The sequence below is a fragment of the Methylobacterium oxalidis genome (assembly GCF_007992195.1).
In the GTDB taxonomy this organism is placed as follows: Bacteria; Pseudomonadota; Alphaproteobacteria; order Rhizobiales; family Beijerinckiaceae; genus Methylobacterium; species Methylobacterium oxalidis.
Genome location: NZ_BJZU01000003.1, coordinates 21804 through 35032 on the forward strand (window position 1 = coordinate 21804; position 13229 = coordinate 35032).

Consider the following 13229-nt stretch of genomic DNA (forward strand, 5'->3'; position numbering starts at 1 on the left):
TTCCGGTGGCGCTTTGACCACACTCTGTGCGGGAACATCCGGACGACATGACGGGGGAGCGGCAGCGGGCCGACCGGCTACTCGTGGAGCGCGGGCATTTCGAGAGCCGGGCCCGGGCGCAGGCCGCCATCGAGGCCGGCCTCGTCAGCGCGGACGGCCGGCCCGTCGCCCGCGCCTCCGACCGGATCGCGGCGGGTGCGCGAATCGATGCGCGGGCGCCGCACCCCTACGTCTCCCGCGGCGGCGTGAAGCTCGCGGCCGCCCTCGACGCCTTCGGACTCGACCCGCGCGGCCTCGTCTGCCTCGATGTCGGCGCCTCGACGGGGGGCTTCACCGACGTGCTCCTGCGGCGCGGTGCCGCCCACGTCTACGCGGTCGATGTCGGGCGCGACCAGCTCCACCCGGCGCTGCGCGACAACCCACAGGTGACGAGCCTGGAGGGCACCGACGCCCGGGGCCTCGACCGCGGCGCGATCCCCCTGCCGCCGGACCTGATGACGGTCGACGTGAGCTTCATCTCCCTGCGCCTCGTCCTGCCGGCCCTGGTGCCGCTCCTCGCGCCGGACGCGCGCCTCGCCGCTCTCGTCAAGCCGCAGTTCGAGGCGGGCCGCGAGCGGATCGGCCGCGGCGGCATCGTGCGCGACGAGGCCGTGCACGCGGCGGTCTGCGCGGAGGTGCGGGCCTGCCTCGAAGGGCTCGGCGTCGCGGTGCTCGGCCTCGTCCCCTCCCCGGTCGAGGGCGGCGACGGCAACCGCGAGTTCCTGATCGGTGGGCGCCGGGGAGAGGCAGCGTGAGCGAGGCCGTTACCGTCACGATCCGGCATCTCGGAGCACGCGGCGACGGCATCGCCGAGGACGGGACGCCGGTGCCGGGCGCGCTGCCGGGCGAGCAGGTCGCGATCCGGCGTGCCGGGCCGCGCGCCGAGCTCGTGGCCGTGGAGGCGCCTTCGCCCGACCGAATCGCGCCGTTCTGCCCGTATTTCGGGCGCTGCGGCGGCTGCGCGGTGCAGCATCTCGCGCCGGTGCCCTACGCCGGCTGGAAGCGCGGCCTCGTGACGGGCGCGCTCTCCCAGGCCGGCCTCGACCTCGAGCCGGAGCCCCTGCGCGACGCCGCCGCGCCCGGACGGCGGCGCATCACCCTGCACGTGCGCGCGGTCGAGGGCCGGGCCGAGGCCGGCCTGATGGCGGCCCGCAGCCATGCCCTGGTGGCGATCGACCACTGCCCCATCACCGTGCCGGCCCTGCACGGGGCGCCCGAGGTCGCGCGCCGGCTCTCGGCGCCTCTCGGCCACGGCCGCAAGCCGCTCGACGTGGCGGTGACGGCGACGCTCGCGGGGCTCGACGTCGACATCCGCGGCCACGGCCCGGTGAGCGAGGGCGTCCGCGCCGCCCTGGTGCGGCTCGCCGAGGAGCTCGACCTCGCCCGCCTGGCGCTTCACGGCGACACGGTGGTGGAGCGCCGCCAGCCCGCGATCCTCTCGGCCGGCTTGCCGCGCGTGCCGCCCCCGGGCAGCTTCCTGCAGGCGACGCAGACCGGTGAGGCGATCCTGTCGGACCTCGTGCTCGACGCGCTGGAGGGGCGGCCGAAGCGCGTCGCCGACTTGTTCGCGGGCAGCGGCCCCTTCACCCTGGCGCTCGCGCGCCGGTCCGAGGTGCACGCGGTCGAGGGCGAGGCGGCGGCGCTCGCGAGCCTCGACCGGGCCGCGCGCGCCGCCACGGGCCTGCGCCGCGTGAGCGTGGAGCGGCGCGATCTCTTCCGCCGGCCGCTCCTCGCCCACGAGGCCGACGCCTACGACGCCGTGGTGCTCGACCCGCCGCGGGCGGGCGCTCAGGCTCTGGCCGCGCAGCTCGCGCAGAGCCGCGTGCCGCAGGTGATCATGGTCTCCTGTGATCCGGGGACCTTCGCGCGCGATGCCGCGGCGCTGGTGGCGGGCGGCTACGCGCTGGAGCGCGTCACGCCCGTCGACCAGTTCGCCTATTCGGGCCATGTCGAGCTCGTCGGCGTCTTCCGCCGCCCGGCGATGAGGCGCCGGCGCTGAAGGGTACGGTCCCGGACCCTGAACCAAACGCCCGCCGCCGCGTTCTGCGGGCGAAGGAGACAGCCATGCTTGCTCGAAGCCTCGCCCGCGGAGCCGTCGGGCTCTGTCTCGTCCTCGCCCCGACGGGCATGCCGCTGGCCCAGGAGGCCAACACGGCGCCGGACCGCACGGGCACCGGCGGCGGCCCCCGCTCCACGATCACGGCGCCCTACACGAACTCCGAGGGCGTCACCAAGCCGCCGGGTTCGCTCGGGCCCGGCGAGGTGCCGAGCGCGGCCGAGCAGCGCCGGGAGCGCTCCGCCGACGACCGGATCGAGCGCAGCATCTGCCAGGGCTGCAACTGACGGCGCCTCAGAAGAGGGCGCCCTGCGCGTCCTCGTCGCTGGAGCGCGGCGGCGGCTGGTCCGGCTTCGGCGCGGCGGGCTGGGGCCGGCCGACCGGCTCGATCAGGCTCGGGTCGTCGTGGCGCGCGTCGTTGACGCGGGCGCTCACGGGGTCGAGGCGCAGCCACGCGTCCGGGCAGGGCCGGCACAGGGCTGCGGCGGGCCCCGGGTCGACGCCCCGCGTGTCCAGCCAGGGCTCGATCGTCTCGGGCGCGAGGATCGCGGGCATCCGGTCGTGCACCGCCGCCATCGTGCCGTTGGCGCCCGTCGTGACGATCGCGGCCGTGTCGATCTCGGACCCGTCCGCGCCGGCCCAGGTCTCCCACAATCCGGCGAGCGCCATCGGCGCCCCGTCCGCCCGCCGGATCATGTAGGGCGTCTTCACGGCGGCGCGGCCGCTGCCTTCCCGCCGCCACTCATAGAACCCGTCCGCCAGGAAGACACAGCGGCGATGGCGAAGAGCCCCCCGGAAGATCGGCTTCTCGGTGATCGTCTCGACGCGGGCGTTGATGACGAGGGGGAAGCCCTTCGGGTCCTTGAGCCAGCCCGGCCAGAAGCCCCAGCGGACGAGCCGGAAATGCCGCTCGCCGCCCTCCGCGTGGACGATCGCCACCGGCTGGGTCGGGGCCACGTTGTAGCGGGCCGGGAAGTTCGGCCGCTCCGGGTAGCCGTAGAACTCCCGGAAGATCTCCGGGGCCTGCGAGATGAAGAACCGTCCGCACATCGCTTCAGCCCTTCGCCCGAGACCTTCGCCTCAGCCCTTCCGTCCGCGCCTCAGGCGATCGGTGCGTCCACCGTGCAGACGACGCCGGCCGGCTCGAACCGGATCTCCACCGCTCCGTCAAGATCGCGGGCGAGGTTGCGCTCGATCAGGCGGGAGCCGAAGCCCCGGCGCTTGGGCGGGCGCACGGTCGGCCCACCCACCTCGCTCCAGCGGAAGGCGAGGCGCGGCGGCACCGAACCATTGCGCACGCTCCAGTCGATCTCGACTGCCCCGGACTCGCTGGACAGTGCCCCGTACTTGACCGCGTTCGTCGCCAGTTCCTGGATCGCCATGGCGATGGCGAGCGACATCCTCGGGCACAGGCGCACGTCCGGCCCCGAGATCCGGAACCGCTCGGTCCCGCGCCCGCGATAGGGGGCGATGGCCTGCGCCACCACCTCGACGAGGTCGGCCCCCTCCCAGCTCTCGCGGGTCAGCACGTCGTGGGCGCGCGACAGGGCGAGGAGACGCGTCTCCAGCGACGCGTAGGCCTCGTCGCCGGTCTCGGCGTTGCGCAGAGTCTGCGTGGCGATCGACTGCACGGTGGCCAGCGTGTTCTTCACCCGGTGGTTCAGCTCGTCGATGAGCAGCCGCTGGTGCTCGGCGCCGCGCTGCTCGGCGGTGAGCGCCGTCTTCAGCCGGCTCTCGCCCTCGCGCAGTTCCTCGAGCCGTGCCCGCGCCTCGTACTGGCGGTGGCGTCCGCGCAGGGCCGTGCGGGCCACGCTGATCAGCGTGGTCGGATGGAAGGGCCGCTCCAGGAAGGTGACGTTGCCGAGGATCTCGGACAGGCGCGCCGCGGCCGGGTTCCGCTCCGGTCCGCCGCCCCGCCCGGTGAGGAGGATGAAGGGCAGGTCCGACCAGGGGGGCTGCGCGGCGATCCACTGGCGTATCGGCCCGAGATCGGCGGTGCGGACCGCCTCCTCGGTGAGGAGACCGAGGCCCGCGCCCTCGACGAGGCCGCGGTGCAGCTCCTGCAGGTTGGCGCAGATCACCGAGGGGATGTTCGCCTCGCCGAGCAGCGAGGCCGCGATGGCCGCATCACGCCCCAGCGGTGCGAGGATCAGGGCCCGCTCGGAATGCGGGTTGTTGGGCCGCGTCACGCGCCCTCCCCGCGATTCGGCCGGTCGAGGTCCCTCTCCGTGCCGACGAAGGTCGGGATGCCGCGCAGGACGCCCTGGAATCCCTCGAGGGGGTCGCCGATGGTCAGTCCGCTGCCGCTGATCCGGTACTCGCGGATCGTGTCCTCGTGAGCGCCGGCCCGCTTCTTGACGATCGAGATCGCCCGCCGCACCCGGCCGAACGCCTCGAAGTAGCGCAGCAGGATCACCGCGTCCGCGAGGTAGGTGACGTCGACGGGCGTCTGCATGTCGCCGACGAGGCCGTGCTGCGCCACCGTGAGGAAGGTCGTCGCCCCTTGGCGGTTGAGGTACTGCAGCAGCTCGTGGACGTGCAGCACCAGGGAATTCTCGTGCGGCATCGCGGCCTGGTAGCCGTTGAGGCTGTCGATGACCACCGTCTTGACCCCGTGCCGGTCGACGAGGGTGCGGACGCTGTGGGCGAACTCGCCCGGCGAGAGTTCGGCCGCGTCGACCTGCTCGATCAGCAGCCTGCCGTCGTCGCGCAAGCCCTCCAGGTCGTAGCCCAACTGGCGCGTGCGCTCGAACAGAAGCCCGATCTCCTCGTCGAAGATGAACATCGCGGCCCGCTCGCCGCGGGCGATCGCGGCCAGGACGTACTGGACGGCGAACAGCGACTTGCCGGTCCCGGCCGGCCCCAGGATGAGCGCGCTCGATCCCTTCTCCACGCCGCCGCCCAGGAGCGAGTCGAGCTCGGCGATGCCGCTGAGGAGGCGGCCCCGCTCGAAGCCGGTCTTGTGCTCCAGCGAGACGAGGCGTGGGAAGACCTGAACGCCGCCCGTGAGGATCGTGAAGTCGTGAAAGCCGCCGCGGAAGTTCTGGCCGCGGTACTTGATCACCCGCATGCGACGCCGCTGCGCCCCGTACTCGGGCGCCAGCTCCTCCAGACGGATCACGCCGTGGGCGACGCTGTGCACGGTCTTGTCGAGGCTGTCCGCGGTCAGGTCGTCGAGCATCAGCACCGTGATGGCGTGGCGCGCGAAATAGTGCTTCAGCGCCAGGATCTGGCGTCGGTAGCGCAGCGACGAGCCCGCGAGCAGGCGGATCTCGGACAGGCTGTCCAGCACGATCCGGTGCGGCTTGATGCGATCGACGGTGTCGAAGATCTGGCGGGTCGTCTCGCCGAGTTCGAGATCCGAGGAGTAGAGCAGGCTCTGCTGCTGGTTGGCGTCGAGCAGGCTCTCCGGCGGGATCAGCTCGAAGATCTCGATGTTCTCGTCGAGCGTCCAGCCATGCGAGACCGCGGTCTCGCGCAGCTCCTCCTCGGTCTCCGACAGGGTGATGTAGAGGGTCGACTCGCCGCGGGCCGCACCCTCGCGGAGAAATTGCAAGGCGACCGTGGTCTTGCCGGTGCCGGGACTGCCCTCCAGAAGGTACAGCCGGTCCCGCACGAAGCCGCCGAGGAGCACGTCGTCGAGGCCGTCGATCCCGATCTTCGCCTTGTCGGCGATCCCACTCGTCCCACTCATGCCATCCGGTCTCGACGCTGCTGGTCTCGCCTGCGCGCGGACGCGGATCCGCGGGCGGGATCTCCGTGTCTATCCGCAGCACCGGGGAGAGCCAAGCGAGGCGTGTTCACAACCCGGGCCTGCAGGATCCGGGCGGGATCAGAGCCACTTCTTCCAGCGGAAGAAGACGTAGGGCAGCACCGCGGCCACCACCATCATCATCACCGCCATCGGGTAGCCGAAATGCCATTCGAGCTCCGGCATCGCCTTGAAGTTCATGCCGTAGATCGAGGCGATCAGCGTCGGCGGCATGAACACCACCGCCATGACCGAGAACAGCTTGATGATGTTGTTCTGCTCGAGGTTCACGAGGCCGAGCGTCGCGTCGAGCAGGAACTGGATCTTGGTCGAGAGGAAGGTCGCGTGCTCCTCCAGCGACTGGAGGTCGCGAAGCGTCGAGCGCACGTCCTCGCGCAGCTCGCGCGGGGCCTTGTTGGTGCGGTAGGTCGCCGAGAGCGAGAGCAGGATGCGCTCCATCGAGACGAGGCTCTCGCGCTGCTTCGAGATCAGGTCCCCGTGCCGCCCGAGCGCCCGCAGCGTGTCCTGAAGGGCGGTGTTGCGCACGCTCGGATCGTCCTGCACCTCGAAGATCTTGCCCGACAGCCGGTCGATCCGCTCGCCCTGGAGCTGGAGCACGTCGGCGGCGCGGTCGATCACCGCCTCGATCAGCCCGGCCAGGATGGTCTCGCCCGACGTGGTGGTCGAGGGGCCGTTGCCCGTCGTGCGGCCGGCGCGCTGCGTGTACATCCGGAACGCCTGCGGCTCCTCGTAGCGCACGGTGACGAGGCGGTTCTCACGCAGGATGAAGGTGATGCCGGCGAGCCCCGGATCCTCGGAATCGCTGACCTTGCTGAGCACCCGGCCCGTCATGTAGCGGGCCCCCTCCTCCACGTAGAGGAGTTCCGAGGGCTCGATGTCCTTCATCTCCTCGCGGGTCGGGACCTGGATGCCCATGAAGGCCTCGACCTTGAGGTCCTCCTCCCGGGTCGGGCGGATCATGTCGAGCCAGACGGTGTCGTCGGGGATCGGGTCCTGAAGGTCGAGGGGCCGGCGATCGAGCAGGATCTGCCCGGCGCCGGCGGCCGGCTGGTGGATGAAGATCACGTGGTCTCTCAGGCGAACGCGTTCGGTGGCGGTACGCTCGCATCCGGCACGAAGAAGTCCGGCGCAAGGGGAACGCCGGGTGTGACGCGGTATTTTGAAAAGTCCGTGACGCCGGTCTCGGCCAGGAAGCTGTCGTCGATCAGGAAGCGGCCAGTGACCTCGCGGGAGGGCATCAGGAACAGGGCGTGGGCAGCGTCCGCCATGATCTCGGGCGTGCGGCTCGCCTGCATCAGGGCCTCGCCGCCGAGCAGGTTGTTGACCGCCGCCGTCGCGATCGTGGTGCGCGGCCAGAGGGCGTTGACCGCGATGCCGGCGCGGCGCAGCTCGCCCGCGAGCCCGAGCACGCAGAGCGACATGCCGAACTTCGCCATCGTGTAGGCGAGGTGGGGCGCGAACCACTTCTCCTGCATGTCGAGGGGCGGCGACAGCATCAGGATGTGGGGGTTCGACGCCTTCTCCAGGTGCGGGATCGCGTATTTCGAGACCATGTAGGTGCCGCGCGTGTTGATCTGATGCATCAGGTCGAAGCGCTTCATCTCGGTCTGCGGCGTGCGCGACAGCGAGATCGCGCTCGCGTTGTTCACCACGATGTCGATGCCGCCGAAGGTCTCGGCGGTTCGCGCGACGGCGCCCGCCACGCTGTCCTCGTCGCGCACGTCGACGACGAGGGGCAGCGCCCGCCCGCCGGCCGCCTCGATCTGCGCGGCGGCGGTGTGGATCGTGCCCTCGAGCTTCGGGTGCGGCGCGTCGGTCTTGGCCGCGATGGCGACGTTCGCCCCGTCGCGGGCGGCGCGCAGGCCGATCGCGAGGCCGATGCCCCGCGAGGCGCCGGTGATGAACAGCGTCTTGCCCTTCAGTGATCCGTCCATCGCGTCCTCCCCCTTCTCAGTTCTGCTGGCCGACCCGGAAGCGCGGCGGCCTCGTGCCGTCCGCGTCGGTGAAGCCGTACTCGTGCGCGAGATCGCCCGCGTGCAGGACCCGCCCGGCCCGAACCGCCACGTCCGGGTCGGCGCAGAGCGCGGCGAGCGCGCGGCCGGCGTAGAGCGGGCTCTCGGTGGCCCGCCCGTCCTGGCCGAGGTCGCGGACCCGCTCGGTGCGCACGAAGCCCGGCGAGAGGCCGAGCGCCGTCACGCCGTGGGGCCGCAACTCCTCCGCGAAGCCGAGGGCGAGCCGGTTCGTCGCGGCCTTGGCGAGGTCGTAGAAGAGGTCGCCGAGATAGCCCTCCTCCGTGCCGAAGGAGACGAGGGCGATGAGCCCGCTGCGCGCCGAGACCATGGCGGGCGCCACCGCGCGGGCGAGGAGCAGCGCCGCGTGGGGGCCGGTCTCCAGGAACCGCCCGAAGGGCTCGGCCGAGCGGCGCCAGAACGGCGTGCCCCAGGCCGCCCCGTCCGGGTAGCGGGTGCCGTCGTAGCCCTCGTTGCCGCCCCAGACGCTGGACACCGCCACGTCGATCCGGCCGAAGCGGCGCAGCGTCCAGTGCACCATCTCGTCGACCGCCCGCTCGCTGGTGTGGTCGCAGAGGTAGTGGTGGCCGCGCCCGCCGGCCGCGTCGACCTCGCGGGCGGTGTCCTCGATCGCCTCCGGCCGCATCTCCGTGCGCGCGCCGGTCTCGCTGGAGCGGGCCGTGACGATGACGGTCGCCCCCGCCTCGCCGAGCCCGCGCGCGAGGCCGCGCCCGACGCCCCGCGAGGCCCCCGCGACGAGGCAGACCCGTCCGCGGAGGTCGGGCCCGCTCACGCGGCCGCGTCCGTCTTGGGCCTCGCGGCGCCCCGCGCGAAGAAGGCCCGGAACGCGTCCTGCGCCTCGGCCGAGCGCAATTGCGCGTCGAAGGCCACGGCCTCGGCCTCCAAGGCCGCCTCGACCGCCGCCTGGTCGCCGCGGATCAGCCGGCGCGTGGCCGCGAGCGCGCCCCGCGGCAGGGCGGCGAGGCGCACCGCCTGCGCCATCGCGTGCTCCTCCAGCATGTCTGCGGGGATGACCGCGTTGGCGAGGCCGAGCCCGACCGCTGTGTCCGCGTCGTAGGCTTCCGAGAGCATCAGCATCTCGGTGGCGCGCAGGGTGCCGACGCGGCGCGGCAGGAGGTAGCTCGACGCCGCCTCCGGCACGAGGCCGAGCTCCACGAAGGGCATCCGGAAGCGGGCCGTCGGGCTCGCGTAGACGAGGTCGCAGTGCAGCGTCAGCGTGGTGCCGACGCCGACCGCGATCCCGTCCACCGCCGCCACCATCGGCGTGCGGGTGCGGGCGAGCTGCCGGATGAAGCGCAAGGGCGGCGACTCGGAGAAGGGCCTGTCCGCCATCGCCACGAAGTCGGCGAGGTCGTTGCCGGCAGTGAACACGCCGGTCCCGCCCGCGAACAGCACCGCGCCGATGCCGGACCCGTCCGCGTCGGCGGAGAGGAGCGCCTCGCGCATGGGCTCGTACATGGCGCCGGTGAGCGCGTTCTTCTTCTCCGGCCGGTCCATGCGGATCACCCGAACGGGGCCGTGATCCGTGACGCTGACGTGCTCGCTCATGAGGGTCGTCCCATCCGGGGGTTGCGGTCAGCCCGCCAGCGCGAGCTTGGCGTCCTGCACGAAGCCGCCGCCGTCGAGCACCGTCTGCTCCAGGCCGCCGGCGGCGGTGGCGAGGTTCTCGGCGAAGAAGCGGGCGAGCGCGATGCGGCCCGCATGGGCCGGGTCGGTCTCGCCGGCCCGCAGCGCGGCGCTCGCCGCGAGCGCCGCCTTGGCGAGGCAGGCGCCGCCCTGCGCGAGGCCGAACAGGCGCAGGTACGGCGTCGCGCCGGCCAGCGCCTCTTCCGGCCGGTTCGAGCCGAGCGCCCTCAGCGCGAAGCTCGTCGCCCGGTCGAGGCTCTCGATCGCCGCGCGCAGGCGCGCCGCGGTGTGGCCGAAGCCCGGATGGCCGTCCTTCAGCACGCTCTCGGCGACCTCGCGCATCGCCGCGATCTGGGCCCGCACCGTGGCGCCGCCGTTGAGCGGCAGCTTGCGGCCCACGAGGTCGAGCGCCTGGATGCCGTTGGTGCCCTCGTAGATCGCGAGGATGCGCGCGTCCCGCATGTACTGGGCGGCGCCGGCCTCCTCCACGAAGCCCATGCCGCCGTGCACCTGCACGCCGAGCGAGGTCGCCTCGTTGGCGATGTCGGTGGAGAACGCCTTGGCGACCGGCGTCAGCAGGGAGGCGCGGTCGAGGGCGGCCTGCCCCTCCGGCCCGCGGGCGGCGTCGAGGGCCGCGGCGGTGAGGTAGCAGATGCCGCGGGCCGCCGCCGTGGTGGCCTTCATGGTGAGCAGCATCCGCTGCACGTCGGAATGCTCGATGATCGGGCTCGCGCCGCCGCCCGCCTCGGCGCCCGGCGCCTTGCCCTGGCGCCGATCCTGCGCGTAGGCGAGCGCCCTCTGGGTGGCGGCCTCGGCCACCGCCACCCCCTGCAGGCCGACGTTGAGGCGGGCATTGTTCATCATCGTGAACATGCAGGCGAGGCCGCGGTTCTCCTCGCCGATCAGCCAGCCGGTGGCGCCGCCCCGGTCGCCGAAGGCCATCGAGCAGGTGGGCGAGGCGTGGATGCCGAGCTTGTGCTCGATTCCCGAGCAGCGCAGATCGTTGTGGCTGCCGTCCGGCAGGACCTTCGGCACCAGGAACAGCGAGATGCCGCGCGTGCCGGCGGGCGCGTCCTTCAGGCGGGCGAGCACGAGGTGGACGATGTTGTCCGTGAGGTCGTGCTCCCCGTAGGTGATGTAGATCTTGGCGCCGGTGATCCGGTAGCTGCCGTCGCCGTTCGGCTCGGCGCGGGTGCGCAGCAGGGCGAGGTCCGAGCCCGCCTGCGGCTCGGTGAGGTTCATGGTCGCCGTCCACTCGCCCGAGACAAGCTTGTCGAGATAGGCGGCCTTGAGCTCTTCCGAGCCGTGCTTCTCCAGCGCCTCGATGCCGCCGGCCGTGAGGAGCGGGCACAGGCTGAAGGCGAGGTTGGCGCCGTTCCAGATCTCGGTGCAGGCAGCGTTGAGGAGGAGCGGCAGGCCCTGGCCGCCGTGGCTCTCGGGCGCGCTGAGCCCGTTCCAGCCGCCCTCCGCGAAGGTGCGGTAGGCCTCGCGCCAGCCGGGCGGGGTCGTGACGGCGCCGTCGTTAAGCGGCGTGCCATGGCGGTCACCGACCCGGTTCAGGGGCGCGAGCACGGAGCCGGCGAGGCGGCCGGCCTCCTCCAGCACCGCCCGCGCGTCCTCGGGCGTGAGATCGCTCTGCCTGGCGGCGAGCACGGCCTCCAGCCCGGCCACGTGGCGCAGCGTGAAGGCCAGTTCGGCCACGGGTGCGCGATAGCTCATGTCACTCCCCTCCCGCGCCGTCTCGTGCGGCGCTGTCCGCGTCGACGTTTGACGCGGGCGGCCCGACGACGATAGGCCCGCACGCGTCGCCCGCCGACATACGCCCGAACGGCGCGCCCCGTCACGGTCGGAGATAGTTTATATATGAACGATCTCGGGTCAATGCCTGCCGGGACCCCTGCCGTGGCGTCCCAGCCCGCGACCCGTCGCCTCGCGGCCGAGGAGGCGGGCCTCGCCGAGGCAGCGCGGCTCCTCTCGGCGGGCCGGCTCGTCGCCTTCCCTACCGAGACGGTCTACGGTCTCGGCGCCGACGCCACCGATCCCGCTGCGGTCGCCCAGATCTTCGCCGCCAAGGAGCGGCCGCGCCTCAATCCGCTGATCGCCCACCTGCCCGATGCGTCCTCGGCCTGCGCGCAGGGTGACTTCGATGGCGCCGCCCTGCGCCTCGCCGAGGCGTTCTGGCCGGGCCCCCTGACCCTGGTGGTGCCGGCGCACGAACGCACCACCGTCTGCGACCTCGCCCGGGCCGGCCTGCCGAGCCTCGCCCTGCGGGTGCCGGCGAGCGCGCTGGCGCAGGATCTCCTCGCCCGGGTCGGGCGACCCGTGGCGGCGCCGTCGGCCAACCGATCGGGCCGGGTCAGCCCGACGAGCGCCGGGCACGTGCTCGGCGACCTCGACGGGCGCGTGGCGGCAATCCTCGACGGGGGCGCGACGCCGGTCGGGCTCGAATCCACTGTGGTCGCCTGCCTCGGCGGCGCGCCGCGCCTGCTGCGGCCGGGCGGCGTGCCGCGCGAGGCGATCCGCGAGGTTCTGGGATGCGAGGTGGCGGACGCGGAGGCTGACGCCGCGGCGCGCCCGGTCGGGCCCGGCCTGCTCGCCTCCCACTACGCGCCGCGGGCCCGTGTGCGCCTCGACGCGCGGCGCATCGAGCCCGGCGAAGCCGCGCTCCTGTTCGGGCCCGAGCCGGTGCCGGGCATCGCCGCGGCGCGCGCCGCGATCAACCTGAGCCCGCGCGGTGACGCCGCCGAGGCGGCCTCCCGCCTGTTCGCCGCGCTCCGCGACCTCGACGCCTCCGGCGCGGCTGTGATCGCCGTCGCGCCGATCCCGATGACGGGCCTCGGCGAGGCCATCAACGACCGGTTGAATCGGGCCGCGGCACCTCGGTAGAAATTTTTCTGTGAGGCGCGGAACCAACGCCGCGCCTACCCCGTTGATGGGTCACGAAGGCCAGTTCAGCCCCCAATGGCCTTTTTCCTTTCAAGGCTCGGAGCAATCCGAGCCTTTTTTCTTGCGCGCTGCCACGGCGGCGCTCAGGCCGCGAGCTTGCCCGCGATCGTCGCCACGTGGCGGCCCTGGAAGCGAGCCCCGTCGAGCTCGACCTGGCTCGGCTGCCGGCTTCCGTCGCCGTCGGCGATCGTGGTGGCGCCGTAGGGCGTGCCGCCCTTCACCGCCTCGACCCCGTTGAGGCCCGCGAAGGCGTAAGGCAGGCCGACGATCACCATGCCGTGGTGCAGCAGCACCGTATGGATGCTCGTCAGCGTCGTCTCTTGGCCGCCGTGCTGCGAGGCCGTCGAGGTGAAGGCCGAGCCCACCTTGCCGACGAGCTTGCCCTGCGCCCAGAGGCTGCCGGTCTGGTCGATGAACTGCTTCATCTGCGCCGCCATGTTGCCGTAGCGCGTCGGCGTGCCGAGGATGATCGCGTCGTAGTCGCCGAGTTCGTCCGGGCTCGCGATCGGGGCCGCCTGATCGAGCTTGTAATGGTACTGCTGGGCGACCGACTCGGGCACGAGTTCCGGCACCCGCTTCACGGTCACCTCGGCCCCGGCCTCGCGGGCGCCCTCGGCCACCGCGTGGGCGAGCTGCTCCACGTGGCCCCAGGACGAGTAGTACAGCACCAGAACCTTCGCCATCGTCGATCTCCTTCAGCCAGAGTGGGGCGCCGCCGCGGGGAGATTCCCGCAGCCGTGCCGCTACGGCACCGATATCG

Annotated in this window: 13 protein-coding genes; 4 read left to right on the forward strand and 9 right to left on the reverse strand. The window is 72.8% G+C overall.

Annotated elements, in window-relative coordinates:
* The first annotated feature begins 47 nt into the window (after positions 1-47).
* The 3 genes from MOX02_RS00700 (at position 48) to MOX02_RS00710 (ending at position 2382) form a co-directional block, all read left to right on the forward strand.
* Positions 48-794, forward strand: coding sequence for a TlyA family RNA methyltransferase (locus MOX02_RS00700; protein WP_147023782.1), 747 nt, complete (start codon positions 48-50; stop codon positions 792-794).
* Positions 791-2038 (forward strand): class I SAM-dependent RNA methyltransferase, encoded by a 1248-nt coding sequence (locus tag MOX02_RS00705; RefSeq protein ID WP_147023783.1) that lies wholly within the window; start codon positions 791-793, stop codon positions 2036-2038. Before MOX02_RS00700 ends, MOX02_RS00705 begins: the two co-directional genes overlap by 4 nt.
* 65 nt (positions 2039-2103) lie before the next feature.
* Entirely contained in the window at positions 2104-2382 is a 279-nt protein-coding gene (locus tag MOX02_RS00710) for a hypothetical protein (protein ID WP_373866703.1), read from the forward strand.
* A gap of 7 nt (positions 2383-2389) precedes the next feature.
* On the opposite strand, the gene MOX02_RS00715 is transcribed toward MOX02_RS00710, so the two are convergent.
* From MOX02_RS00715 to MOX02_RS00750, 8 genes are all read right to left on the reverse strand, one after another.
* A complete protein-coding gene (locus tag MOX02_RS00715) occupies positions 2390-3145 on the reverse strand; it encodes an SOS response-associated peptidase (RefSeq protein ID WP_147023784.1) in 756 nt (251 codons plus the stop codon).
* A gap of 50 nt (positions 3146-3195) precedes the next feature.
* Positions 3196-4284, reverse strand: a complete 1089-nt coding sequence (locus tag MOX02_RS00720) for a sensor histidine kinase (RefSeq protein ID WP_147023785.1) — start codon at positions 4282-4284, stop codon at positions 3196-3198.
* Complete coding sequence (locus MOX02_RS00725; RefSeq protein ID WP_147023786.1) at positions 4281-5789, reverse strand: ATPase domain-containing protein; 1509 nt, start codon at positions 5787-5789, stop codon at positions 4281-4283. The genes MOX02_RS00720 and MOX02_RS00725 overlap by 4 nt, the downstream gene beginning before the upstream one ends.
* 138 nt (positions 5790-5927) lie before the next feature.
* Positions 5928-6932 (reverse strand): magnesium transporter CorA family protein, encoded by a 1005-nt coding sequence (locus MOX02_RS00730; RefSeq protein ID WP_147023787.1) that lies wholly within the window; start codon positions 6930-6932, stop codon positions 5928-5930.
* Positions 6933-6940: 8 nt separating this feature from the next.
* A complete protein-coding gene (locus tag MOX02_RS00735) occupies positions 6941-7801 on the reverse strand; it encodes an SDR family oxidoreductase (RefSeq protein ID WP_147023788.1) in 861 nt (286 codons plus the stop codon).
* Between the two features lie 16 nt (positions 7802-7817).
* Positions 7818-8669 (reverse strand): SDR family NAD(P)-dependent oxidoreductase, encoded by an 852-nt coding sequence (locus tag MOX02_RS00740; protein WP_147023789.1) that lies wholly within the window; start codon positions 8667-8669, stop codon positions 7818-7820.
* Positions 8666-9445, reverse strand: a complete 780-nt coding sequence (locus MOX02_RS00745; protein WP_147023790.1) for an enoyl-CoA hydratase-related protein — start codon at positions 9443-9445, stop codon at positions 8666-8668. The genes MOX02_RS00740 and MOX02_RS00745 overlap by 4 nt, the downstream gene beginning before the upstream one ends.
* Positions 9446-9472: 27 nt before the next feature.
* Positions 9473-11242, reverse strand: a complete 1770-nt coding sequence (locus MOX02_RS00750; RefSeq protein WP_147023791.1) for an acyl-CoA dehydrogenase family protein — start codon at positions 11240-11242, stop codon at positions 9473-9475.
* A 144-nt stretch (positions 11243-11386) separates the two neighbouring features.
* Here MOX02_RS00750 and MOX02_RS00755 point away from each other — a divergent pair, with 144 nt between their 5' ends.
* Positions 11387-12409: an L-threonylcarbamoyladenylate synthase gene (locus MOX02_RS00755; RefSeq protein WP_147023792.1), complete on the forward strand. Its 1023-nt coding sequence runs from the start codon at positions 11387-11389 to the stop codon at positions 12407-12409.
* A gap of 143 nt (positions 12410-12552) precedes the next feature.
* Here MOX02_RS00755 and wrbA read toward each other — a convergent pair whose 3' ends face one another.
* The gene (wrbA, locus tag MOX02_RS00760) at positions 12553-13152 is read right to left on the reverse strand and encodes an NAD(P)H:quinone oxidoreductase (protein ID WP_147023793.1); all 600 of its coding nucleotides are present in this window, start codon (positions 13150-13152) and stop codon (positions 12553-12555) included.
* Positions 13153-13229: the final 77 nt, after the last annotated feature.